This is a genomic window from Leclercia sp. W6, from assembly GCF_003336345.1.
Taxonomy (GTDB): domain Bacteria; phylum Pseudomonadota; class Gammaproteobacteria; order Enterobacterales; family Enterobacteriaceae; genus Enterobacter.
Genome location: NZ_CP031104.1, coordinates 1050197 through 1072079, shown reverse-complemented (window position 1 = coordinate 1072079; position 21883 = coordinate 1050197). Strand labels below are relative to the sequence as shown.

General features: G+C 59.8%; 18 protein-coding genes and 1 pseudogene. 7 read left to right on the top strand and 12 right to left on the bottom strand.

Annotated elements, in window-relative coordinates:
- Nucleotide 1 precedes the first annotated feature (1 nt).
- The 7 genes from paaG to paaA are packed head-to-tail and all read right to left on the bottom strand — an operon-like array spanning nucleotide 2 to nucleotide 5127.
- A complete protein-coding gene (gene paaG / locus DVA43_RS05265) occupies nucleotides 2-787 on the bottom strand; it encodes a 2-(1,2-epoxy-1,2-dihydrophenyl)acetyl-CoA isomerase PaaG (RefSeq protein ID WP_114314797.1) in 786 nt (261 codons plus the stop codon).
- A 2-nt stretch (nucleotides 788-789) separates the two neighbouring features.
- Nucleotides 790-1557: a 2,3-dehydroadipyl-CoA hydratase PaaF gene (gene paaF, locus DVA43_RS05260; RefSeq protein WP_114314796.1), complete on the bottom strand. Its 768-nt coding sequence runs from the start codon at nucleotides 1555-1557 to the stop codon at nucleotides 790-792.
- A complete protein-coding gene (gene paaE, locus DVA43_RS05255) occupies nucleotides 1554-2624 on the bottom strand; it encodes a 1,2-phenylacetyl-CoA epoxidase subunit PaaE (RefSeq protein ID WP_114314795.1) in 1071 nt (356 codons plus the stop codon). Before paaE ends, paaF begins: the two co-directional genes overlap by 4 nt.
- Before the next feature lie 7 nt (nucleotides 2625-2631).
- On the bottom strand, nucleotides 2632-3129 hold the full coding sequence (gene paaD / locus DVA43_RS05250; RefSeq protein WP_114314794.1) for a 1,2-phenylacetyl-CoA epoxidase subunit PaaD: 498 nt from the start codon (nucleotides 3127-3129) through the stop codon (nucleotides 2632-2634).
- Nucleotides 3130-3143: 14 nt separating this feature from the next.
- On the bottom strand, nucleotides 3144-3890 hold the full coding sequence (paaC, locus tag DVA43_RS05245; RefSeq protein ID WP_114314793.1) for a 1,2-phenylacetyl-CoA epoxidase subunit PaaC: 747 nt from the start codon (nucleotides 3888-3890) through the stop codon (nucleotides 3144-3146).
- Nucleotides 3891-3898: 8 nt separating this feature from the next.
- Entirely contained in the window at nucleotides 3899-4186 is a 288-nt protein-coding gene (paaB, locus tag DVA43_RS05240) for a 1,2-phenylacetyl-CoA epoxidase subunit PaaB (RefSeq protein WP_103179812.1), read from the bottom strand.
- Between the two features lie 11 nt (nucleotides 4187-4197).
- A complete protein-coding gene (gene paaA / locus DVA43_RS05235) occupies nucleotides 4198-5127 on the bottom strand; it encodes a 1,2-phenylacetyl-CoA epoxidase subunit PaaA (RefSeq protein WP_114314792.1) in 930 nt (309 codons plus the stop codon).
- Nucleotides 5128-5409: 282 nt separating this feature from the next.
- Between paaA and paaZ the strand changes: the two genes are divergently transcribed.
- The 4 genes and pseudogenes from paaZ to DVA43_RS05215 all read left to right on the top strand — a co-directional run bounded on the left by paaZ (nucleotide 5410) and on the right by DVA43_RS05215 (nucleotide 13203).
- On the top strand, nucleotides 5410-7455 hold the full coding sequence (paaZ, locus tag DVA43_RS05230) for a phenylacetic acid degradation bifunctional protein PaaZ (protein ID WP_114314791.1): 2046 nt from the start codon (nucleotides 5410-5412) through the stop codon (nucleotides 7453-7455).
- 176 nt (nucleotides 7456-7631) lie between these two features.
- Nucleotides 7632-9899, top strand: coding sequence for a primary-amine oxidase (gene tynA / locus DVA43_RS05225; RefSeq protein WP_114314790.1), 2268 nt, complete (start codon nucleotides 7632-7634; stop codon nucleotides 9897-9899).
- Nucleotides 9900-10136: 237 nt separating this feature from the next.
- Nucleotides 10137-12113 (top strand): annotated as a pseudogene (locus DVA43_RS05220) (alkyl/aryl-sulfatase).
- 40 nt (nucleotides 12114-12153) lie between these two features.
- Nucleotides 12154-13203 (top strand): GGDEF domain-containing protein, encoded by a 1050-nt coding sequence (locus DVA43_RS05215; RefSeq protein ID WP_114314789.1) that lies wholly within the window; start codon nucleotides 12154-12156, stop codon nucleotides 13201-13203.
- 271 nt (nucleotides 13204-13474) lie between these two features.
- Here DVA43_RS05215 and DVA43_RS05210 read toward each other — a convergent pair whose 3' ends face one another.
- Nucleotides 13475-14974 carry an aldehyde dehydrogenase family protein gene (locus tag DVA43_RS05210; protein ID WP_114314788.1) on the bottom strand — a complete coding sequence of 500 codons (1500 nt, stop codon included), beginning with the start codon at nucleotides 14972-14974 and terminating at the stop codon, nucleotides 13475-13477.
- A 236-nt stretch (nucleotides 14975-15210) separates the two neighbouring features.
- Between DVA43_RS05210 and feaR the strand changes: the two genes are divergently transcribed.
- Nucleotides 15211-16119, top strand: a complete 909-nt coding sequence (feaR, locus tag DVA43_RS05205) for a transcriptional regulator FeaR (protein ID WP_103822170.1) — start codon at nucleotides 15211-15213, stop codon at nucleotides 16117-16119.
- Here feaR and DVA43_RS05200 read toward each other — a convergent pair whose 3' ends face one another.
- From DVA43_RS05200 to DVA43_RS05190, 3 genes are read right to left on the bottom strand one after another with little or no spacing between them, the layout of a single operon-like run.
- Nucleotides 16120-16440 carry a YdbL family protein gene (locus DVA43_RS05200; RefSeq protein WP_114314787.1) on the bottom strand — a complete coding sequence of 107 codons (321 nt, stop codon included), beginning with the start codon at nucleotides 16438-16440 and terminating at the stop codon, nucleotides 16120-16122.
- A gap of 7 nt (nucleotides 16441-16447) precedes the next feature.
- A complete protein-coding gene (locus tag DVA43_RS05195; RefSeq protein ID WP_039028506.1) occupies nucleotides 16448-16639 on the bottom strand; it encodes a YnbE family lipoprotein in 192 nt (63 codons plus the stop codon).
- The gene (locus DVA43_RS05190; RefSeq protein WP_114314786.1) at nucleotides 16636-19275 is read right to left on the bottom strand and encodes a YdbH family protein; all 2640 of its coding nucleotides are present in this window, start codon (nucleotides 19273-19275) and stop codon (nucleotides 16636-16638) included. Before DVA43_RS05190 ends, DVA43_RS05195 begins: the two co-directional genes overlap by 4 nt.
- Before the next feature lie 209 nt (nucleotides 19276-19484).
- Here DVA43_RS05190 and DVA43_RS05185 point away from each other — a divergent pair, with 209 nt between their 5' ends.
- Both DVA43_RS05185 and hslJ read left to right on the top strand, forming a co-directional pair.
- Entirely contained in the window at nucleotides 19485-20474 is a 990-nt protein-coding gene (locus tag DVA43_RS05185; protein WP_114314785.1) for a 2-hydroxyacid dehydrogenase, read from the top strand.
- 485 nt (nucleotides 20475-20959) lie between these two features.
- Nucleotides 20960-21373, top strand: a complete 414-nt coding sequence (gene hslJ / locus DVA43_RS05180; RefSeq protein WP_114314784.1) for a heat shock protein HslJ — start codon at nucleotides 20960-20962, stop codon at nucleotides 21371-21373.
- Here hslJ and DVA43_RS05175 read toward each other — a convergent pair whose 3' ends face one another.
- Nucleotides 21374-21640, bottom strand: coding sequence for a DUF333 domain-containing protein (locus tag DVA43_RS05175; protein WP_103179824.1), 267 nt, complete (start codon nucleotides 21638-21640; stop codon nucleotides 21374-21376). It abuts the gene before it with no gap.
- Between the last annotated feature and the right edge of the window lie 243 nt (nucleotides 21641-21883).

Sequence of the window (21883 nt, the reverse complement as noted above, 5' to 3'; positions counted from 1 at the left end):
CTTATTTCCCCGTAAACTGCGGCGCGCGTTTGTTAAGGAAGGCGCTGACCCCTTCCCGGTAGTCGGCGCTGCGCCCGGCCAGGCGCTGGTAGTCGCGCTCCAGATCCAGTTGCGCGTCCAGGGTATTAGTTTCGGCGGCGTTGATCGCCTGCTTGATCAGCCCCAGGCCAAAGGTCGGCTGGGAGGCGAGATGCACGGCCAGCTGGCGGGCGGTGTCGGTCAGTTCGGCGTCATCCACGACCTGCCAGATCATCCCCCAGGCGTGTGCCTGCTCAGCGCTGATCTTCTCCCCCAGCAGCGCCAGGCCCATCGCCCGGGCGCGCCCGGTCAGACGCGGCAGCAGCCAGGTGCCGCCGGAATCCGGCACCAGACCGAGCTTGCTGAAGGCCATGACAAAGTTCACCGAACGGGCGGCGATAACGATGTCGCAGCCCAGCGCCAGGGTCGCCCCCGCTCCGGCGGCCACGCCGTTCACCGCGCAGATCACCGGCTTGGGCAGTTTTGCCAGACGGCGTACCAGCGGGTTGTAAAATTTCTCCACCGACATGCCGAGATCCGGCGCCGGGCTGTTCGGGTCAACGTTACGGTCGTTGAGATCCTGCCCGGCACAAAAACCGCGTCCGGCGCCGGTCACTAGCAGACAACGCACGCTCTCGTCGCGCTCCGCCTGGGTCAGACATGCCGCCAGCTGCTGATGCATCTCCTCATTGAAGCTGTTGAGCCGCTCCGGGCGGTTCAGGGTAAGGGTCATGACCCCCTGCTCAACGTGACTCAGAATAAAATCCATGGTTAGCGTCCTTTAAATTCAGGGGTGCGTTTTTGCAGGAAGGCGTCGATCCCTTCCCGGCGATCCTCGGTGGCGGCCAGCAGGGTGAAGAGCTGACGCTCCTGGGCCAGCCCGGCGGTGAGGGCCACCTCCTGGGACTGGCGTAGCGCCTGCTTCGCCGCCTGCAACGCCAGCGGGGAGTGACGCGCCATCAGTGTCGCCTGCTTGAGAGCATATTCCAGGGTCAGGGCCTCGGGATGTACATCGCTCACCAGTCCGGCCGCCAGCGCCTGACGGGCGGTAATGCTTTCCCCGGTCAGCACCATTTTGCTGGCGAGGGATTTGCCGACGCTGCGGATCAGCCGTTGTGTGCCGCCCGCGCCCGGCATAATGCCTAAGGTGATTTCCGGCAGGCCGAAGCGGGCGTTTTCTCCGGCGATCGCCACATCGCACAGCAGCGCCAGCTCACACCCTGCGCCCAGCGCATAGCCATTGACGGCGGCAATCAGCGGTTTGCTGAAGGCGTTGATCCGCGCCCACAGCTGCGGGCGAATGTCGTTGAGGGTGGCGGGGAGATCTTTTTCCGCCATCTCGTTCAGATCGGCTCCGGCGGCAAAGAAGCGTTCGTTGCCGGTAATCACGCACACCGAAATCTCGCTATCTGCGGCAGCGGCTTCCAGGGTGGACGCCAGTTCGCTCAGCAGGCCATTGTTCAGGGCGTTACGCGCCGCGGGGCGATTGAGGGTCAGGAGCAATACCCGACCGTGACGGGTGACAATCAGGTCGCTCATGCCATCCCCTTCGCATCAAAGTCCACCACTACGTCGCTGGTCAGCGGCAGGGCCTGGCAGCTCAGCACGTAGCCTGCCGCCAGTTCATCCGGCTCCAGGCTGTAGTTGGTCACCATATCCACCTTGCCGCGCACCACTTTGCATTTGCAGGTGGCGCAGACCCCGCCTTTACAGGCGTAAGGCAGGTCCGCCCCCTGGCGCAGCGCGGCATCGAGAATGCTTTCGTCTTCGGCGGTGAGGGTGATCTCGCGGTCGCGCCCGTCCTGGCGCACCGTCACTTTTTGCCCCCCGGTCTGTACCGTATGGGTGCGTTTGACGGTTGTGCCCGGCGTGTTGAAGCGCTCAAGATGCAGCGCTTTCTCCGGCATCCCCAGCGCCTTAAGGGTCTGTTCGGCCTGGTCCATCATCGCCGCCGGGCCGCAGATAAAGGCTTCATCAAACTGGCTGAAGTCGATGAGGTGTCTGGCCAGCGCCTGCAGTTTTTCGCCGTCGATACGCCCGTGCAGCAGTTCGCTGTCCAGGGTCTCCTGGCTGAAGATGTTGACCACCTGCAGGCGGGTCGGATAGCTGTCTTTCAGATCGGCCAGTGCCTGGCGGAACATCATGCTCTGGCTGCTGCGGTTGCCGTAGATGAGGGTGAACTGGCTTTTCGGTTCGGTTTTCAGGGTGCTGGAGATGATCGCCAGCATCGGGGTGATGCCGGAACCGGCGGCAATCGCCAGGTAGCAGCCTTCCCGTTCGGCCAGCGGCTGATAGCCAAAATGCCCCTGCGGCACCATCACTTCCAGCGCCATCCCCTGCTTGATCTCATCCCGGGCATAGCGCGAGAAGCGACCGCCGTCGATGGCTTTTACCGCCACGCTGATTTCGCCCGGCTGAACGCTGCGGCAGATGGAGTAGCAGCGGCGCAGCTCTTCGCCCGCTAAATGGGCTTTCAGGGTCAGATGCTGGCCCGGACGGAAGCGATACGCCTCCTGCAAAGCCTGGGGAACCGCGAAGGTAATGGTCACCGCATCGCGGGTTTCGGGTTCCACTTTTGCCACCGTTAAGGAATGAAACGTTGTCATGGCGACCTCAGATACATTTGAAATAGTCGAAGGGTTCGCGGCAGCTGTCGCAGCGCCAGAGCGCTTTGCAGGCCGTGGAACCAAATTCACTGATAAGCGTGGTGCGGGTACTGGCGCAGCGCGGACAGGTTACCTCAGCCGGCAGATGCGCATGGCAGCTGTGCCCGACCGGTGGGCTGATGCCGTACTGGCGCAGACGCTCCCGGGCGTCCGGGGTCATCCAGTCGGTGGTCCACGCCGGGTCGAGCTGAAGGGTGATCTGCACCGGGCCATAGCCGTGAGCGGTCAGGGTGTCGCGGATTGCGCCCATCAGATGGTCGGTGGCCGGACAGCCGGAATAGGTCGGCGTAAAACCGATGGCCCAGCCCTCATCCTGCGGCGTCACGCTGCGCACCATCCCTAAGTCGGTGATGGTCAGTACCGGTATCTCCGGGTCCGGGATCTGGCTTAACAGAGACCAGATCTGCGGGACGGCGGCGGGGGTGAGTTGGACGGCGTGTTGCATGGCGCTCTCCTGGATTACCACTGCTGGCCGGGATAGACGCGCTGCAGATACTGCATCTCTGCCAGCATCGGCCCCAGATGTTCGGTGTGCAGCCCTTTACGGCCACCGGTGCGGTAGGCGGACTCGCCCGGCACGCTCAGCGTCGCCTCGTGCAGCCCGGCAAAGACTTCCGTTTCCCACGCGTCGCGCAGGCTGCGCGGATCGACGGCGATACCTTCGGCAGCCAAAGTCAGGTCAATCTCGTCCGCCTCGAACAGCTCGGCGGTGAAACGCCACAGGTCATTGACTGCCTGCTGCATTTTTTGCGCAGAGATCTCCGTGCCGTTGCCCAGGCGTTCCAGCCAGCCGCGGCTGAAGCGCAGGTGGTAGCGGGCTTCTTTGATGGATTTCGCAGCGATGGCGGCAAGCTGCCCGTCGCGGCTCTGGGCCAGACGGGTAAAGAGCGCCACGTGCCAGGCGTCGATAAAGTACTGACGGGCGATGGTGTCGGCGAAGTTGCCGTTGGGCTGCTCCACCAGCAGCAGGTTGCTGAACTGGCGCTCGTCGCGCTGGAAGGCCAGCGTGTCTTCGTCGCCCTCGCCTTCCAGCTCGGCGGCGTAGGTTAAGAAGTTGCGCGCCTGGCCCAGCAGGTCGAGGCCGATATTGGCCAGCGCGAGGTCAATCTCCAGCTCCGGGGCGTGACCACACCACGCTCCCAGACGCTGGGAGAGCACCAGCCCGTTATCACCCAGGCGCAGAACATATTGCGTTAACGTTTTCATCCCTTGCCTCACATGTGCTCGATGCCATCAGGGATGGTGTAGAAGGTCGGATGGCGGTAGACCTTGCTCTCCGCCGGGTCGAAAAACTCACCGCGCTCTTCGGGTTGCGAGGCGACAATTTCGCTCGCCTTCACCACCCAGATGGAGCAGCCTTCATTACGGCGGGTGTAGGCGTCGCGCGCGTTTTCCAGCGCCATACGGTCATCGGCGGCATGCAGGCTGCCCACGTGACGGTGGGACAGACCCTGCTTGCTGCGGACAAAGACTTCGTACAACGGCCAGTATGTTTTGCTCATCTTGATTCCCCTTATGCGACCTTGCGGGCGTGTTGTTTTTCGGCGTGCGCCAGTGCGGCTTCGCGCACCCACGTCCCCTCTTCCCAGGCTTTACGCTTGGCGGCCAGACGTTCGTGATTGCAGACGCCGCGCCCGTTAATCACCTCGTCAAACTCCTGCCAGTCGATCTCGCCAAAACGGTAGTGACCGCTTTCGGCATCGAACTGCAAATCCGCATCCGGGACGGACATGCCCAGCATTTCCACCTGCGGCACGGTGTTGTCGACAAAGCGCTGGCGCAGCTCGTCATTGCCAAAACGTTTGATCTTCCAGGCCAGGCTGCGGGCGCTGTTCGGCGAGTTGTCGTCGTTCGGGCCAAACATCATCAGTGCTGGCCACCAGAAGCGGTTGATGGCGTCCTGCAACATCTGGCGCTGGGCTTCGCTGCCCTGGGCCAGGGCCATGCAGGCCTCAAAGCCCTGACGCTGGTGGAAGCTCTCTTCTTTACAGATTTTCACCATCGCCCGGGCATAGGGGCCGTAGGAGGTCCGGCACAGCGCCACCTGATTAACGATGGCCGCGCCATCCACCAGCCAGCCAATCACGCCGATATCCGCCCAGCTCAGGGTCGGGTAGTTGAAGATGGAGGAGTATTTCATCTTGCCGTCGAGCATCTTCTGGTAGATGTCTTCCCGGGCGCAGCCCAGCGTTTCCGCCGCGCTGTAGAGGTAGAGCCCGTGCCCGGCTTCGTCCTGCACTTTCGCCAGCAGGATGGCCTTACGGCGCAGCGTCGGGGCGCGGGTGATCCAGTTCCCTTCCGGCAGCATGCCGACAATTTCGGAGTGCGCATGCTGACCAATCTGGCGGATCAGCGTTTTACGGTACGCGTCAGGCATCCAGTCCTGCGGCTCGATGGCCGTCTCTTGCGCGATGCGCTGCTCAAAGCGTTGTTCTTCCGTCACGTCATCACCCTTTTGATTCGTTTAACTGCTAAATATCATTAAATGATGAATCACTTTGTTTTATAAAAGTTACACAAAGGTTAATGAATAACCCAAGAATCGTTTATTCGTTTTGTGATGAGGCTCGCAAGAGATTTCCACACCCCAGATACGACGCGGCCTGAGGCAGTACAGAAGATTAAGCGAGATCACAATGTTAATAAAACATTAACAAGCCGCTTGCTTTTTATGATTCACAAACGAACTATTTATAGTGAAATCACGAACCATCTGGAGAGAAAGATGCAGCAGTTAGCCAGCTTCTTGTCCGGTACCTGGCAGTCAGGCCGGGGCCGTGAGCGCACCATTCAACACGCCATCAGCGGTGAATCCCTCTGGTCCGTTACCAGCGAAGGGCTGGATATGGCCGCCGCACGTCGCTACGCCATTGAGAAAGGCGGCGAAGCGCTTCATGCCATGACCTTTATCGAACGCGCCGCCATGCTGAAAGCGGTGGCGAAACATCTGCTGAGCCAGAAAGAGACCTTTTATGCTCTGTCGGCGCAAACCGGGGCGACCCGCGCCGACAGCTGGGTGGATATCGAGGGCGGGATCGGCACGCTGTTCACCTTCGCCAGCCTCGGCAGCCGCGAACTGCCGGACGATACCCTGTGGCCGGAAGATGAGTTGATCCCACTGTCAAAAGAGGGCGGATTTGCCGCGCGCCACGTCCTGACCTCGAAATCCGGCGTCGCCGTGCACATCAATGCGTTCAACTTCCCCTGCTGGGGGATGCTGGAAAAGCTGGCCCCGACCTGGCTGGCGGGGATGCCTGCCATTATCAAACCGGCCACCGCCACCGCCCAGGTGACCCAGGCGATGGTGAAAGCGCTCGTCGACAGCGGCCTGGTGCCGGAGGGCGCCATCAGCCTGATCTGCGGCGGCGCGGGGGATCTGCTCGACCAGCTCGACAGCCAGGACGTGGTGACCTTTACCGGCTCCGCCGACACTGGCCAGAAACTGCGCGTCCATCCGAACATTGTCGCAAAATCGATTCCCTTCACCATGGAAGCGGACTCCCTGAACTGCTGCGTGCTGGGGGATGACGTCACCCCGGAGCAGCCGGAGTTTGCGCTGTTTATCCGCGAAGTGGTGCGGGAGATGACCGCTAAAGCCGGGCAGAAATGTACCGCGATCCGCCGCATCATCGTTCCGCAGGCGCAGGTGGAGGCTGTCAGCCAGGCGCTGATCGCCCGGCTGGAAAAAGTGGCTGTCGGCGACCCGGCTCAGGAAGGGATCAAAATGGGCTCGCTGGTCAACGCCGAGCAGCGCGCTGACGTGCAGGAGAAAGTGGATGCTTTAGTCACGGCGGGCTGCCAGATTCGTCTGGGCGGGAAAGCCGACCTGAACGCTGCCGGGGCCTTCTTCCCGCCGACGCTGCTGTTCTGCCCGCAGCCGGATGAAACCCCTGCCGTACACGCCACCGAAGCCTTTGGCCCGGTCGCCACACTGATGCCGTATCAGGATCGCGAGCACGCCATGACCCTCGCCCGCGCCGGGGAAGGTAGCCTTGCCGGGACGCTGGTCACCGCCGATCTGCGCCTGGCGCGTCAGTTTATCGCCGGTGCCGCCCGCGCCCACGGGCGTATCCAGATCCTCAACGAAGAGTCGGCCAAAGAGTCCACCGGCCACGGTTCCCCGCTGCCGCAGCTGGTACACGGCGGCCCAGGCCGCGCCGGGGGTGGTGAGGAGCTGGGCGGCCTGCGGGCGGTGAAACACTACCTGCAACGCACCGCCATCCAGGGCAGCCCGAGCATGCTGGCCGCGATCAGCCAGCAGTGGGTACGCGGTGCGCAGGTGCAGGAGGATCGCGTCCATCCGTTCCGCAAATACTTCGAAGAGCTGCAGCCGGGTGACAGCCTGCTGACCCCACGCCGCACCCTGACCGAGACCGACATCGTCAACTTTGCCTGCCTGAGCGGGGATCATTTCTACGCCCATATGGACAAGATTGGGGCGGCGGAGTCGATTTTTGGCGAACGCGTGGTGCACGGCTACTTCCTGATCTCTGCGGCGGCGGGTCTGTTCGTCGATGCGGGCGTCGGGCCGGTGATTGCCAACTACGGCATGGAAAACCTGCGCTTTATTGAGCCGGTGAAGCCGGGCGACACCATCCAGGTGCGTCTGACCTGCAAGCGCAAGACGCTGAAGAAACAGCGCACGGCGGAAGAGAAACCGACCGGCGTGGTGGAATGGGCGGTTGAGATTTTCAACCAGCACCAGCAGCCGGTGGCGCTCTACTCGATCCTGACCCTCGTCTCCCGTCAGCGCGGAGATTTTGACGCCTGATCCCCCTCCATCCGGGTAACGTCGCGCACGTTACCCGGCTTCTGGCACATCTGACAAAACATCTGGCAAATGCAGGCAAACGGTACTTAACGCGTTATTGCTATGTTGGCAATGAATAAACCGCGCGCAGAACAGCGGTCCCGAGTGGATAACAACACATACAACAGAGGTTAATCATGGGAAGCTCCTCCATTTTTTCTCCACGTAAAACGGCGCTGGCGTTGGCCGTTGCCTGTCTCTTTTCCGGCCAGGTGCTGGCGCACGGTGGTGCAGCACATATGGTCGAAATGGATAAAACCCTGACCGAGTTTGGCGCTGATGTGAAATGGGACGACTACGCCCAGATGTTCACCATCAGCAAAGATGGGGCCTTCATCAAAGTGAAGCCGGGCGCCACGACCGCTATGGTCAACGGTAAACCGCTGACCCTACAGGCGCCAGTGGTGATGAAAGACAATAAGGCCTGGATCGCCGATACCTTTGTTAACGATGTGTTCCAGTCCGGCCTTGACCAGACCTTCCAGGTGGAGAAGACCCCGCACCCTTTGAACGCCCTCTCCGCGGATGAGATCAAAGAGGCCGTCGAGATTGTGAAAGCCTCGCCGGACTTTAAACCGAATACCCGCTTCACGCAGATCGCGCTGGCCGAGCCGGACAAAGCCAAAGTGTGGGATTTCGTGCTGAACGGCACGGCGGTGGATGCGCCGCGTCAGGCCAATATCACCCTGCTGGACGGCAAATTTATCGTTGAAGCGCTGGTAGATCTGCAGGACAAAAAAATCCTGCACTGGGAACCGATTAAAGACGCCCACGGCATGGTGCTGCTGGATGACTTTATGGCGGTGCAGAAGATCGTCACCGGCAGCCCGGAGTATGCCGAGGCGCTGAAAAAACGCGGCATCAACGACCCGGCAAAGGTGATGACCACCCCGCTGACGGTCGGCTACTTTGACGGTAAGGATGGTCTGAAGCAGGAAGATCGCCTGCTGAAAGTGGTGAGCTACCTGGATACCGGCGACGGCAACTACTGGGCGCACCCGATTGAGAACCTGGTGGCGGTGGTCGACCTGATCGAGAAGAAGATCGTCAAAATTGAAGAAGGCGCTGTCGTACCGGTGCCGATGCAGTCCCGCCCCTATGATGGTCGCGACCGCGAACCGGTGGTGCACAAACCGCTGGAGATTGTGGAGCCGGAAGGCAAGAACTACACCATTACCGGTAATATGATCCACTGGCAGAACTGGGACTTCCACCTGAGCCTCGACTCCCGCGTCGGGCCGATCATCTCCACCGTCACCTTTAACGACAACGGCAAAAAACGCCAGGTGATGTACGAGGGATCGCTGGGCGGGATGATCGTTCCTTACGGCGACCCGGACGTGGGCTGGTACTTCAAAGCCTATCTGGATTCCGGCGACTACGGCATGGGCACCCTCACCTCACCGCTGGTGCGCGGTAAAGATGTGCCCTCCAACGCCGTGCTGCTGAATCAGACCATCCCGGACTACACCGGTGCGCCAATGGAAATCCCGCGGGCGATGGCGATTTTTGAACGCTACGCCGGGCCGGAGTATAAGCACCAGGAGATGAATCAGCCGAACGTCAGCACCGAACGCCGCGAGCTGGTGGTGCGCTGGATCAGCACCGTGGGCAACTATGACTACATCTTCGACTGGATCTTCCACGAAAACGGCACCATCGGCATTGATGCCGGGGCGACCGGTATCGAAGCGGTAAAAGGGGTGATGGCGAAAACCATGCATGACCCGAGCGCGAAAGAGGATACGAAGTACGGCACCCTGATTGACCACAACATTGTCGGCACCACCCACCAGCACATCTATAACTTCCGTCTGGATCTGGATGTGGATGGCACCAACAACAGCCTGGTGGCGATGGATCCGGAGGTAAAACCGAACACCGCAGGCGGCCCGCGCACTAGTACCATGCAGGTTAACCAGTACAACATCGACAGCGAGCAGCAGGCGGCACAGAAATTTGACCCGGGCACCATTCGTCTGCTGAGCAACACCAGCAAAGAGAACCGCATGGGCAACCCGGTCTCTTACCAGATCATCCCCTATGCGGGCGGCACGCACCCGGTGGCGACCGGCGCGAAATTCGCCCCGGATGAGTGGATCTATCACCGCCTGAGCTTTATGGATAAACAGCTGTGGGTGACCCGCTACCATCCAAATGAGATGTACCCGGAGGGCAAATTCCCGAACCGTTCCTCCCATGACCAGGGGCTGGGCCAGTTCAGCAAGGATAACGAGTCGCTGAATAACCAGGATAACGTGGTGTGGATCACCACCGGTACCACCCACGTGGCCCGCGCCGAAGAGTGGCCGATTATGCCAACCGAGTGGGTGCATGCCCTGCTCAAACCGTGGAACTTCTTCGACGAGACGCCGTCGCTGGGCAAGAAGAAAGAGGGGCAGTAAAGGGCAGTGGAAAAAAGCCGAGCATATTGCCCGGCTTTTTGTTGTCGGGTGGCGCTGCGCTTACCCGACCTACACCGCTACTGAATTTAGTTTAAGTAGTTTATTTTCTGAACAGCTTTCCTTGCTTATAGTTAATCATACCCATGCCGTCCGGGTTGCCTTTCTTAAAACGTTTTTTATGGACATCACGCGAAGTTCTCCCTTATGTCGTTGTATGAACATTGAGAGGTTTTTAGGATGAGATTCAACTTGATAGCAAGAAGTCTTGCGCTTGCAGGCGTTTTTATTTCTGCTGGCACCCCTGCATTTGCCGCAGAAGCGCCAAAAGAGGCCGCCGCCGCCACTCAGCAAGCCAATAATGCCCTCTTCAGCCAGCTGCCCTTCTCCGACAATGCCGATTTCACCGATGCCCATAGAGGCTTTATCGCCGCGCTTCCCACCGAGGTGATCAGAGGCGAACAGGGCAACGTGGTCTGGGATCCGCAGCAGTACGCCTTTATTAAAGAGGGCGATAAAGCGCCGGATACCGTCAACCCCAGCCTGTGGCGTCAGGCGCAGCTGATTAATATTAGCGGCCTGTTTGAGGTCACGGATGGGGTCTATCAGATCCGTAACCTCGATCTGTCGAACATGACCATTATCGAAGGAGCGACCGGTATCACCGTGGTCGACCCGCTGGTCTCTGCTGAAACGGCAAAAGTCGGGATGGATCTCTACTACAAAAACCGCGGTCAGAAACCGGTGGTGGCGGTGATCTAAACCCACAGCCACGTTGACCACTACGGCGGCGTGCGCGGCGTGGTGGATGAGGCTGATGTCAAAGCCGGGAAAGTCAAAATCTACGCCCCGGCCGGCTTTATGGAAGCCGCCGTGGCAGAAAATATTATGGCCGGGAACGTGATGAGTCGCCGCGCCAGCTATATGTACGGCAACCTGCTGAAACCGGATCCTAAAGGCCAGGTGGGCGCCGGGCTCGGCACCACGACCTCCGCCGGGACCGTAACCCTGCTTGCGCCGACCAATATCATCGAAAAAGATGGACAGAAGGAGACCATCGACGGCCTGACCTATGACTTTATGCTGGCGCCGGGCTCAGAAGCGCCGTCCGAAATGCTCTGGTACATCGAAGAGAAAAAACTGATCGAATCCGCCGAGGATGTCACCCACACCCTGCATAACACCTACTCCCTGCGCGGGGCGAAGATCCGCGAGCCGCTGCCGTGGTCAAAATATATCAACGAAGCCATTGTACGCTGGGGTGATAAAGCCGAAGTGCTGATGGCTCAGCACCACTGGCCGACCTGGGGTAATGAAAACGTCAATAAACTGCTGAAAAGTCAGCGTGACCTGTACCGTTACATTAACGACCAGACCCTGCGCATGGCGAACCAGGGCATGACCCGGGACGAAATCGCGGCGAACTTCAAGCTGCCGGATTCGCTGGCGCACACCTGGGCCAACCGCGGCTACTACGGGTCGGTAAGTCACGACGTGAAAGCCACCTACGTGCTCTATCTCGGCTGGTTCGATGGCAACCCGGCGACACTGGATGAGCTGCCGCCGGAAGAGGCTGCGAAGAAATATGTAGACTACATGGGCGGCGCCGACGCCATTCTGCAGAAGGCCAAAACCGACTTCGACCAGGGGAACTATCGCTGGGTGGCGCAGGTGGTGAGCAAGGTGGTGTTTGCCGATCCGAACAACCAGGCGGCGCGTAATCTGGAAGCGGACGCGCTTGAGCAGTTAGGCTATCAGGCGGAATCTGGCCCATGGCGTAACTTCTACCTCACCGGCGCGCAGGAGCTGCGTAACGGCGTGGTGAAAGGGCCGACCCCGAACACCGCCAGCCCGGATACGGTGCGGGCGATGACCCCGGAGATGTTCTTCGACTATCTGGCGGTGCACATCAACGGTGAAAAAGCCGGGACCGCGAAATCGGTGTTTAACATCGACCTCGGCAGCGACGGCGGCAAGTACAAGCTCGAGCTGGAAAACGGGGTGTTGAACCACACCGCTAATGCCGAAGCGACCGACGCCGACGCCACTATCACTCTGAGCCGCGACACGCTGAATAAAATCATCCTCAAGGAGACCACCCTGAAACAGGCTGAGGAGAGCGGCGCGGTGAAGGTTACCGGTGACGGAGCAAAACTTGATACCATGCTGGGCTATATGGATAAATTTGAGTTCTGGTTCAACATTGTTACACCGTAAACCCACCAGCCTGCGGGCGGAGCCTTTCGCCCGCAGGGATATGGTCACCCGCGGGCTGACTTTCAGCATGCCGTGGCTGGCGCTCGTCAACATCGGCTTTGCGCTGATGGTCTTATTGCGTAACGGGCTGTTCGACGGCATTGACGCGCTTTATCAGGTGAACGCCTTCAGCGCCAGGATGATCGATTGGCTGATGCTGGCGGTCATCGTTCTGTTCAGCCTCTCCCTGCTGCTGGTCTGGCAAAAAAAACGCGGCCTGAGCCTGCTGCTGTTGCTGGCAGGCCTGATCTGGGCCTGCTGCGCCGTCGGGTTTATCGCCCACCTGAAACTGCCCTTCGCCTGGCCGCTCTGCACTACCCTGCTCCTGACGGCGCTGGCAGGGCTCTATTTTTTCCCGGTTGGGCTAATGAGCTATGCGCTGCCGCTGTGGGCGGCGATGCCGGTTGCAAGCCTGGTGCTGAACCAGGGCGTCAGCCTGCGTTTCGTCGTGGTGTGGCTTATCTTTACGGTGGTGCTGGTTTACGGGCGGTTTATTTTAGTACGCTGGTTTGATGAGGCCTGGCTGCGCCATCAACAGAACCAGGCGCTGATTGCCCGGCTGGATGCCCTTGCGCACAAGGATCCGCTCACCGACACCGCTAATCGCCGGGCGATGGAGACAGTGCTGGAAAACGCGGTCAATCAGGGCAACGATTTTGCGCTGATTATGCTCGATGTCGATGAGTTTAAGCGCTACAACGATCGTTACGGACACCAGGCCGGGGATGAGTGTCTGGCGGCGGTGGCGCAGGCGCTCAAACAGGTGGTGCGCAGCCCGGACGATGTGGTGTCGCGCTACGGTGGCGAGGAGTTTCTGCTGATCCTGTTTGATGCGACGGAAAAAGTGGCGGAACAGGTGGCGGCGCGCATTCAGGAGCGCCTGCGCGCTGCGGCTATTCCGCATGCGGCCTCAACGGTCAGCGACAGCGTCACGGTGAGCATGGGGATCGCCTTGATGACCGCTGGTCAGACGGCCAGCGAGGTGATTGCCCAGGCCGACGCCGCGCTCTACCGGGCAAAAAATGCAGGACGAAATCGCTGGTTCTGCTAAGGGTGCGGTTTTGTTGGCACGGTGCGGCCTGTGTCGGGTGGCGGCTGCGCCTTACCCGACCTACGGTGCGGTGTGGCCTGATGTCGGGTGGCGGCTCTGCCTTACCCGACCTACGATGCGGTGCGGCCTGTGTCGAGTGGCGGCTCTGCCTTACCCGACCTACGGTGCGGTGCGGCCTGTGTCGGGTGGCGGCTCTGCCTTACCCGACCTACGGTGCGGTGCGGTAAACCGACCAGACCGTAGGCCCGTGCAAGCGCAGCGCCGCCGGGCGTCAGTAGCGCACGCACACCGATTTGGTTTCACACCAGCCATCCAGCCAGTCCGGACCGAAATCGCGGCCTGTGCCGGACTGCTTCATCCCCCCAAAGGGCAGGTTGGCGTCGATCAGGGTATGGCTGTTCACCCACACGGTGCCCGCCTGCAGGCGGTCGGTGTACTCCAGCGCTTTGCTGATGTTTTGCGTCCAGACGCTGGCGGTCAGGCCATATTCGGTATCGTTCGCCAGGCGCAGCGCCTCTTCGCCGTCGGCGACACGCACCAGGTTGACCACCGGGCCAAACACCTCTTCGCGGGTCAGACGCAGGCTGGCGTCCGGGTTCACCACCAGTGTCGGCGAAACGTAATAACCCTGATCGTTCGGACCACGGTTGCCGGTAATCAGCTCCGCCTGGCGCGACTGCGCTTCATCAAGGAAGGTCTGCACTTTGTCACAGTGGGCGCGGGAAACCAGCGGGTTGATGTGCGCCTCCTGGGACATCCCCGGCCCGACGCTAAGGGATTTCACCGCCTGCTCAAAACCGCTCACCACGGTATCAAACAGCGGCGCTTCAATGTAAATACGCGAGCTGGCGGCGCACACCTGGCCCTGGTTGAGGAAACTGCCGGTCATCAGCCCTTCGATAACCCACGACGGATCGGCATCTTTCAGGACAATAGCCGGGTTCTTACCGCCCAGTTCAAGGGTCACGCCCATCAGACGGTCGGCGGCGGCGCGCGCAATCTGTTTGCCGGTGGCGGTCGAGCCGGTAAAGCTCACCTTGGCGATATGCGGATGGCTGGTGAGCGCAGCGCCACACACCGCCCCGCTGCCGGTTACTACGTTAAAGACGCCGTCCGGGACCCCGGCCTCGGTTGCCAGTTCCGCCACGCGCAGCAGGGTCAGGGGCGTGGTTTCCGACGGTTTGATCACGATAGAGCACCCTGCCGCCAGGGCGGGCATCACTTTCCACATGCCGATCAGCAGCGGGAAGTTCCACGGCACAATCCCGGCCACCACACCAATCGGCTCTTTGCGCGTCCATGCCTGGTAGCGCGCTCCCTGCGGCATAGGAATAGAGAGATCCAGCGTCTTACCGGCGATTTTAGTGGTCAGCCCGGCGGTGTAGCGCATCCAGTTCAGGGTGCAGCCCACTTCAAAGGCGCGGGAGATGTTAATGGATTTACCCTGCTCCAGGGTTTCGAGCTGGGCCAGCTCCTCGGTGTGCTGCTCCACCAGATCGGCGAAGCGCAGCAGAATACGTTCGCGCTCAGCCGGCAGTTTGCCGGACCAGCTGCGGGCGACAAAGGCGCGCCAGCCGGACATCACCGCGCGGTCGACATCCTGCGCGCTGGCATCGGCGGTCGAGGCAATCACCTGCCCGGTTGCCGGGTTAAAGATATCCAGACGCTTTTCGCTGTCGGAGGCGGACGGTTGTCCCTCGATCCAGAGGCCATGTTGGCGATCCAGAAATTGCTGCACGCTGTGCAGTACTGCGACCTGTGTATCAGACATAGCGATTCCTTATTATTCGCAGGGTGTCATCGCAGTCTAAGATGGGTTTGCGCAGTGCGCTTTTATCTCTGTGACATTCGCTTTGTCGGCTGTGACAGGCTCCGCAAAACGCGACAATAACGCCGTTTCGCTCTGTTCCACCGCGAGGTTCTTGCCTATATTTCGCCCCATGTCACGGGTAATTAGAAACATAAATGCAACAATGTTTAAACATTCACGACGTAGCAGGTCAGACGATGGCGAGTGCAAAGGAAACGGACAATTATCAGCAGTGGCTGGCGCAGATTAATCAGGCTTGCGGAAGTTTTGCGGCCCGGCCCATGAGCGGCGAGTTTTACGGCGAGCTGGATTCCACCTGGACCGGCAACCTGAAGCTCAGCACCGTCACCGCTGGCGGCGTGAACCTGTTTCGTACCCGCCAGGAGATTAAGACCAGCAACGATGCCTGGTTCTACACTGTCTTTCAGCTGGAAGGGGAAGCGGGACTGGAGCAGGACGACCGGCAAATTATGCTCAACGCGGGAGATATCACCCTGATCGACGCCTCCCGCCCCTGCTCGATCTACTGGCCGGAAAAATCCCGGCAGATCTCATTGCTGCTCCCGCGCCAGATCCTTGAGCAGCACTTTCGTTTTCAGGAAGTGAGCTGCGCGCAAAAACTCTCCCACAGCCTGCCTACCGTCCAGCTCAGCTATCGTCTGCTGCAGGAGAGCATGAACAATCCGCGATTGAGTGAAACCGAGAGCGAAGCCGCGCTGGAGGCGATGGTCTGTCTGCTGCGCCCGGTATTGCAGCAGCGGGAAAGCGTTCAGCCGCGCAAGGCGCGCCAGTTCAACCACGTTCTGACGCTCATCGACGATCATATTCAGGCGGAACATTTGCGACCGGAGTGGATTGCCGCGGAGTGCGGGATGTCGGTGCGTAGCCTCTACCGGATGTTTGCCGAGAAAGGGCTGGTGGTGGCGCAGTACATCAAGAACCGTCGGCTGGATCTCTGTGCGCAGATGCTGCGCGGCGCCCGGGACGACGAGAAGCTGGCGGGCATTGGCTACAGCTGGGGCTTTACCGACCATAGCCACTTCTCCACGGCGTTTAAGCAGCGCTTTGGGATCTCCCCTGGCGAATACCGCAAACGCCACCGCTAATCACTTCTGTAACCATCTCCCGTTAACGCCCTGGACATACTCGCCGGGGCGGGCGCGGGCAACCAGTTTGTTTCCCGCCATTTTCGCCACCTCATCGACCGGAAGGTTATTGCTGTCGGCAAGCCGCTGATAACTCTCAGCGCGGGCCTTGTTGATCTGCTCCACCAGCGCCAGGGTTTCGCGATCCTGACTGCGCGGGGCGATATACCCGCTCAGCGTTTCCCCCACGCGCCCCTCGGTGCGGGCTTCGTTGAGGGTCAGGGCGAACGCGGGCGCACAGAGCCCCAGCGTCAGCAGAATGAGCGTGAAGTATTTTCTCATGGCGGCCTCAGAAGAGATCGCTGCGCGATTTCAGCAGCGATTCCACATCTTTATCCACTTTGATGTGGATTTCATGTTCAATTTTGACGTTCATGTTGATGGTGATGGGCTCCTTCGACGCCGCCACTTCTATCCTCGGCGTGCAGCCTGTCAGCGTCAGTATCACAATCGCGGTGAAGCCACCGGCCAGCTTTTTCATGGTTGTTCCTTACATTCCTTGCCTGTCGGACAGCGGTTATCCGGTAGTGCCGCGTGCTCCTCCAGCCACGTCTGCAGATTGTCGCCAAAACGCAGGCTGCGCCAGAGGGTAAACACGTTCTCCTGATGGGTATAGTTGAGGTTGACGGCCTGTGTCTGGCCCTCCACGCGGCTGGCGCCACGCAAGGTCGACGCCAGGGTTAATTCACCCAGGTTATCTAAATTGAGTTTCGTCCACGACTGCGAAATTTCCATATAGCGAAGCCAGTTAATCGCGCCGCCTGCCGCCCCGTTCTCTTTCACCAGCGCATCGGCAGTCTCTTTATCGAGACGCAACGTCATCGGACCCGCGTTGGTCAGCCAGCCATCTTTGATGATCCACTTGTCGTTGTCCAGCCACAAGGGCAGCGCCCCGCTGAACGGCCCGGACAGGGCAAACTGTTTGGGATTTATCGCACTGATAAGCTCGCTGGCGGAGAGATTCTGCACCCGCAGCAGGGCCGCATCGTGCTGGGGCATGCGCAGCTGCTGCAGGGTCACTTTGCCGCCCAACAGATCCACACTGACGTCGCTCAGCAGCAGCGGATTGGCTTCGCTCCAGGGGTAATCGCCCTGGAGATCGGCGGTGATGTTGCGCGCCGTGACCTGGTTTTTCACCTCGCCAATGCGCAGCGTCACCGGGCCGCGGGTCCCTAGCGACCAGGTGCCCTGGCTGAAGCGGAACGGCAGGACAAAGTCGACCCCGTTGATTTTGTTGTCCGGCATCCAGACGCTACCGCTCTTCAGCACCCCGTGGCCCCCGGCCTCAAAGCCCTGATCCGCCGCTGCGGAATAAGCCACCTGGGCATAAAGCTCCCCCTCTCTGAGGGTCATCTTCCAGTCCGGTGGGATCAGCGGCTGAAAGACGGTCAGGGATTGCTTCGGCCACCAGGCCTGGCCGCGCAGACGCTCCCCGTCCCAGCGCCCGTTCAGCTGCACCGGGCCGATGGCTCTGGCGTTAAGGGTGCCTTTGTACTGGAAAAATGTCGGATCGCGACCTTCCACACTGAATTTGATCGTTGAGGGGGGTAACACGCTACCACCGGTAAAGGTGGTCTCTCCGGCATCGAAGGAGAGCGCGCCGCTGAAGTGCGGATCGGCAGGGTCGCGCTGCCAGCGGATTGGGCGCTCAAGCACCATGCGCGGTGCGCTGGCATGCAGGGTGCCATATTTCAGCTGATCGAAGCCGGTGGAAAGCTCGCTCAGCTCAATCACGCTGTCACGCCACTCTCCCCTGCCCGCCACGTCCCAGCGGGCCTGCATCGGGGTAAAGTTGCCCTCCCCCCAGTAGCGCCATTGCCACAATCCGTTGTCCGGCAGGAAATTGCTCGCCCGGCCATCCAGGTGCAGGGTGAAATCCCCCATCTCCTGTTCATGGGCGCGTAAGATGGCCTGCAGGCGACCGTCGATGCCATTAAGGGTGAGCGCCACGCCAGCCAGCGGCCAGCGCACCTCGTCGATATTCAGGGAGTCGATGATCCGCCCCCGGGAGCGCAGCAGCGCCCCCGGCGCAAACGCCAGCCGGGGATCGGCAAGGCTGCCGGTCAGCGTGGCGGGCAGCTTCGCATACAGCGTCAGGTCGTTCTGTTTGGCAATGCCGGTGAGCTGCATCGGCATGGCGCTGTTGTCCATGCTCAGCTTGCCGGGGCCAAAGGTGAGCACCGCGTTGCCCTTCCCGGCATCGCCCTGGGTCAGCACGTTCATTCGCCCGCTGACGATAGCCTTCTCTGTGCCCTGCTGCCAGTTGTCGATCTTAAGCCCCAGCCGTCCGCTCAGGGGAATACCAGCCTGAACCCAGCGCCAGCGTCCGTCGCTGATGGTGAACTGTTGCGGGGTGATCTGCCAGGGGAGATCCAGCAGCGGCTCGCCGCTCTCCCGATCAATCATCACCAGTTGGCCCTGATTGTCCTGCCACTCAAGCTCGGCATCCACAAGGGTTGAGATCTGCGGCACGGTAAAGGTTGCCACCGTGTGCCCCTGCACCGGCAGGCCATCCGGCACCAGCGGCAGGGTAAATTCCCCGACCAGTTCTACCGGCTGGGGATTATCAGGGAGGTGAAGCGTGACATCGGTTACGGTCAGCGAGCGCCCGCGTAGTTTTCCCCGCAGGCTAAACTTATCCCCGTGGTAGACAATTTCTTGCAGGGTCGGTGTTAACGAGGCGGTTAATTTCCCCTCCCACCCCTGCCAGGGGGAGAGCGTCAGGCGGTCGATGTTAAGCCAGGTGTTGGGTAGCAGGGCTTGCCATTCGGCCAGGGTGCGCGGCGCGGCGGGCGTGGGCTCGCTGGCGGGGATTTTGCTCAGGCAGGCGCTGTTGAGATCCAGCGCGCCGATGTTGATTTTCCAGCGGCTTGGGTGGCTGAGGGTGGCGTCTTTGACGCGGGCGATTTCGCACTCCTCCACCAGATAGCGCAGATCGGGGATGACCAGAGCGCTGCGGGTCAGGCGTGGGCTTTCTTCAAAGGCGATGCGGGTCCCGGCGGGGAGCCAGATCCCGGCAAGCGTAGGCACCCACTGCGCCAGTGTCAGTAGTAGCGTCAGCGGCAAAAGAACGATCAGAAGCAGTAGCGCGATCGCGGCTTTGTATGTACCCCTCATGGGCAGTTAATATCCTGATTTAGCGAAAAAATTAGCCGACAGTATCGAATATTGTGGCATGTTTTGCCGATCAGTTGAAGCGAACGCCACTTTTAAGGATAGTTGCTACATAATTATCCATAGAACTTATTGAATTCAATAAAATTTTATAAATTGTAAGATTATTTTAATCATGCTACCGTAATTGAAAACACACTGGAGAAAGTCTTATGAAACTCGCGGTATACAGTACAAAGCAATACGACAAAAAGTATCTGCAGCATGTTAACGAGGAGTATGGCTTCGAACTTGAATTTTTCGACTTTCTGCTTAACGAAAAAACAGCCAAAACCGCCCACGGGTGTGACGCGGTCTGTATTTTCGTTAACGACGACGGCAGTCGTCCGGTGCTGGAAGAGCTGAAAAAACAGGGTGTGAAGTACATTGCCCTGCGCTGCGCGGGCTTCAATAACGTGGATCTGGATGCGGCAAAAGAGCTGGGTCTGCAGGTGGTGCGCGTTCCGGCCTACTCCCCGGAAGCGGTAGCTGAACACGCCATCGGCATGATGATGTCCTTAAACCGTCGTATTCACCGTGCTTATCAACGCACCCGTGATGCGAACTTCTCCCTGGAAGGGCTGACCGGGTTTACCATGTACGGCAAAACCGCCGGGGTGATCGGCACCGGTAAAATTGGCGTAGCGGCCCTGCGGATCCTGAAAGGATTTGGTATGCGCCTGCTGGCGTTTGACCCGTACCCAAGCGCCGCCGCGCTGGATCTGGGGGTGGAGTATGTCGACCTGTCAACCTTGTACGCAGAGTCAGACGTGATCTCCCTGCACTGCCCGTTAACCGCTGACAACTACCATCTGCTGAACCAGAGCGCTTTCGATCAGATGAAAGATGGCGTGATGATTATCAACACCAGTCGCGGTGGGTTGATTGACTCACAGGCCGCTATCGAAGCCCTGAAAACGCAAAAAATCGGCGCGCTGGGGATGGACGTCTACGAGAACGAACGCGATCTTTTCTTTGAAGACAAATCGAACGATGTGATTCAGGATGACGTCTTCCGCCGCCTCTCCGCCTGCCACAACGTGCTATTCACCGGCCACCAGGCGTTCCTGACCGCCGAGGCGCTGATCAGCATTTCGGAGACGACGCTGGGTAACCTGAGTCAGCTGGAGAAAGGCGAAGCCTGCCCGAACGTGTTGTTCTGAGGAAAGAGCCTTTAACTTAAAGCAGCTCATATCCTTAAGGGAATAATTAGCCTACAGCGGCTCCCTGGTCCGGCTGAAAATCGCCGAAGCGTTTCCGGAAGGCCGGGGCGAGGCGCATGGACGCGCCGAGAGGGCATAGCCTGCATGGATGCAGGCTGGTGCCCGACCCGAAAGCCTGAAGGAATAAGCTGAGGGCCACCGCGAAGCGGCGATTTTCTTGCCGGGAGCCGGGATTGTTAAGGGGGCGGCGATAGCCCCCTTAACACGTTCACGGGTGACGTGGTTTACAGAGAAGCAGCGAATGCAAGGTGAACGGAACCACCTCCACCGCAACATGTTATTCCGTGCATTGCCCGGCGGCGCTTCGCTTGCACGGGCCTACAACACCCTAAACCCCACATTTCAGATTAACCCGCAAGACAATCCCATCCCCCGCAATACACTATCCATTAGCTATTTACGAAGTGAATATATTGAGAAGAAACATGAAAACGCTCGTCGCAGTAACACTCCTCAGCATGGCGCTGACAGGCTGTGTTAACCCAGGGAAAGCCTCTGTCCAGGAAGAACAACTCCAGCAGCACCGCTTTGTGCTGCAAAGCATCAACGGCGCCGCCGTCGCCCCTGTCACCACGCCGCCGGAAATCACCTTTGGCGAAAAAATGGCGGTCTCAGGGGTGATGTGCAACCGCTTCAGCGGCCAGGGCAAGCTCTCCGATGGCGAGCTGAAGGTCAACGATCTCGCCATGACGCGTAAGCTCTGCACCGAACCCCAGCTCAATGAACTGGATCACGCCATCGGAACGATGCTGCGCAGCGGCACAGAGGTGGACCTGACGGAAGATGTATTAACCCTGGCGACGGCCGAGACGACGCTGGTCTTCAAACGCGCAGAATAATCAGTAACTGCCGCACGATCCCACGGCAAGCGACTGTTCACTGCAGCGTTTGCCGTTAGGCAGCGCACACATGCCGATGGCGGAGCCATCCAGCTGACGCGCAACGGACAGCGAGCCGCCAATCATGGCGCAATTCGCCTGGCCGGAACTGGACATCGCCGCCTTCATCCCCGGCGCGACGTGCGCGGCGGTTGCCTGCTGAACAGGTTCATTGCTGCAGGCCGACAGTAACAAAGCGGCACACCCAACCCAAAATGCTGCGCGCATAATCTCTCCCCTCGTTGAATTGCAAAACCTATGCATAATAGGCACCCCGTCCGCGTCCGTCGAGAGCGAAACCACGATTTTCCGTGTTGTAAAACGTTTTGTTCGCTATTTTTACGCAAAAGTTTGATCGAGCCATTGGTAGCGTCAATAAGCAGGACACAAAAGCGAAAATCGTTTCAGCGCCCCTTTGCTAAACTCACAAGATAATTACAGGACCCGCCGATGCGTTACGGGTCCCTCTTT

Coding starts and splice junctions, on each gene's coding strand:
- feaR (WP_103822170.1), top strand. CDS start 15,211: ATGGCGAGTGCAAAGGAAACGGACAATTATCAGCAGTGGCTGGCGCAG.
- DVA43_RS05215 (WP_114314789.1), top strand. CDS start 12,154: ATGGTCACCCGCGGGCTGACTTTCAGCATGCCGTGGCTGGCGCTCGTC.
- paaB (WP_103179812.1), bottom strand. CDS start 4,186: ATGAGCAAAACATACTGGCCGTTGTACGAAGTCTTTGTCCGCAGCAAG.
- paaD (WP_114314794.1), bottom strand. CDS start 3,129: ATGCAACACGCCGTCCAACTCACCCCCGCCGCCGTCCCGCAGATCTGG.
- hslJ (WP_114314784.1), top strand. CDS start 20,960: ATGAAAACGCTCGTCGCAGTAACACTCCTCAGCATGGCGCTGACAGGC.
- paaC (WP_114314793.1), bottom strand. CDS start 3,890: ATGAAAACGTTAACGCAATATGTTCTGCGCCTGGGTGATAACGGGCTG.
- paaG (WP_114314797.1), bottom strand. CDS start 787: ATGGATTTTATTCTGAGTCACGTTGAGCAGGGGGTCATGACCCTTACC.
- DVA43_RS05185 (WP_114314785.1), top strand. CDS start 19,485: ATGAAACTCGCGGTATACAGTACAAAGCAATACGACAAAAAGTATCTG.
- DVA43_RS05190 (WP_114314786.1), bottom strand. CDS start 19,275: ATGAGGGGTACATACAAAGCCGCGATCGCGCTACTGCTTCTGATCGTT.
- DVA43_RS05175 (WP_103179824.1), bottom strand. CDS start 21,640: ATGCGCGCAGCATTTTGGGTTGGGTGTGCCGCTTTGTTACTGTCGGCC.
- paaE (WP_114314795.1), bottom strand. CDS start 2,624: ATGACAACGTTTCATTCCTTAACGGTGGCAAAAGTGGAACCCGAAACC.
- tynA (WP_114314790.1), top strand. CDS start 7,632: ATGGGAAGCTCCTCCATTTTTTCTCCACGTAAAACGGCGCTGGCGTTG.
- paaZ (WP_114314791.1), top strand. CDS start 5,410: ATGCAGCAGTTAGCCAGCTTCTTGTCCGGTACCTGGCAGTCAGGCCGG.
- DVA43_RS05200 (WP_114314787.1), bottom strand. CDS start 16,440: ATGAGAAAATACTTCACGCTCATTCTGCTGACGCTGGGGCTCTGTGCG.
- DVA43_RS05195 (WP_039028506.1), bottom strand. CDS start 16,639: ATGAAAAAGCTGGCCGGTGGCTTCACCGCGATTGTGATACTGACGCTG.
- paaF (WP_114314796.1), bottom strand. CDS start 1,557: ATGAGCGACCTGATTGTCACCCGTCACGGTCGGGTATTGCTCCTGACC.
- DVA43_RS05210 (WP_114314788.1), bottom strand. CDS start 14,974: ATGTCTGATACACAGGTCGCAGTACTGCACAGCGTGCAGCAATTTCTG.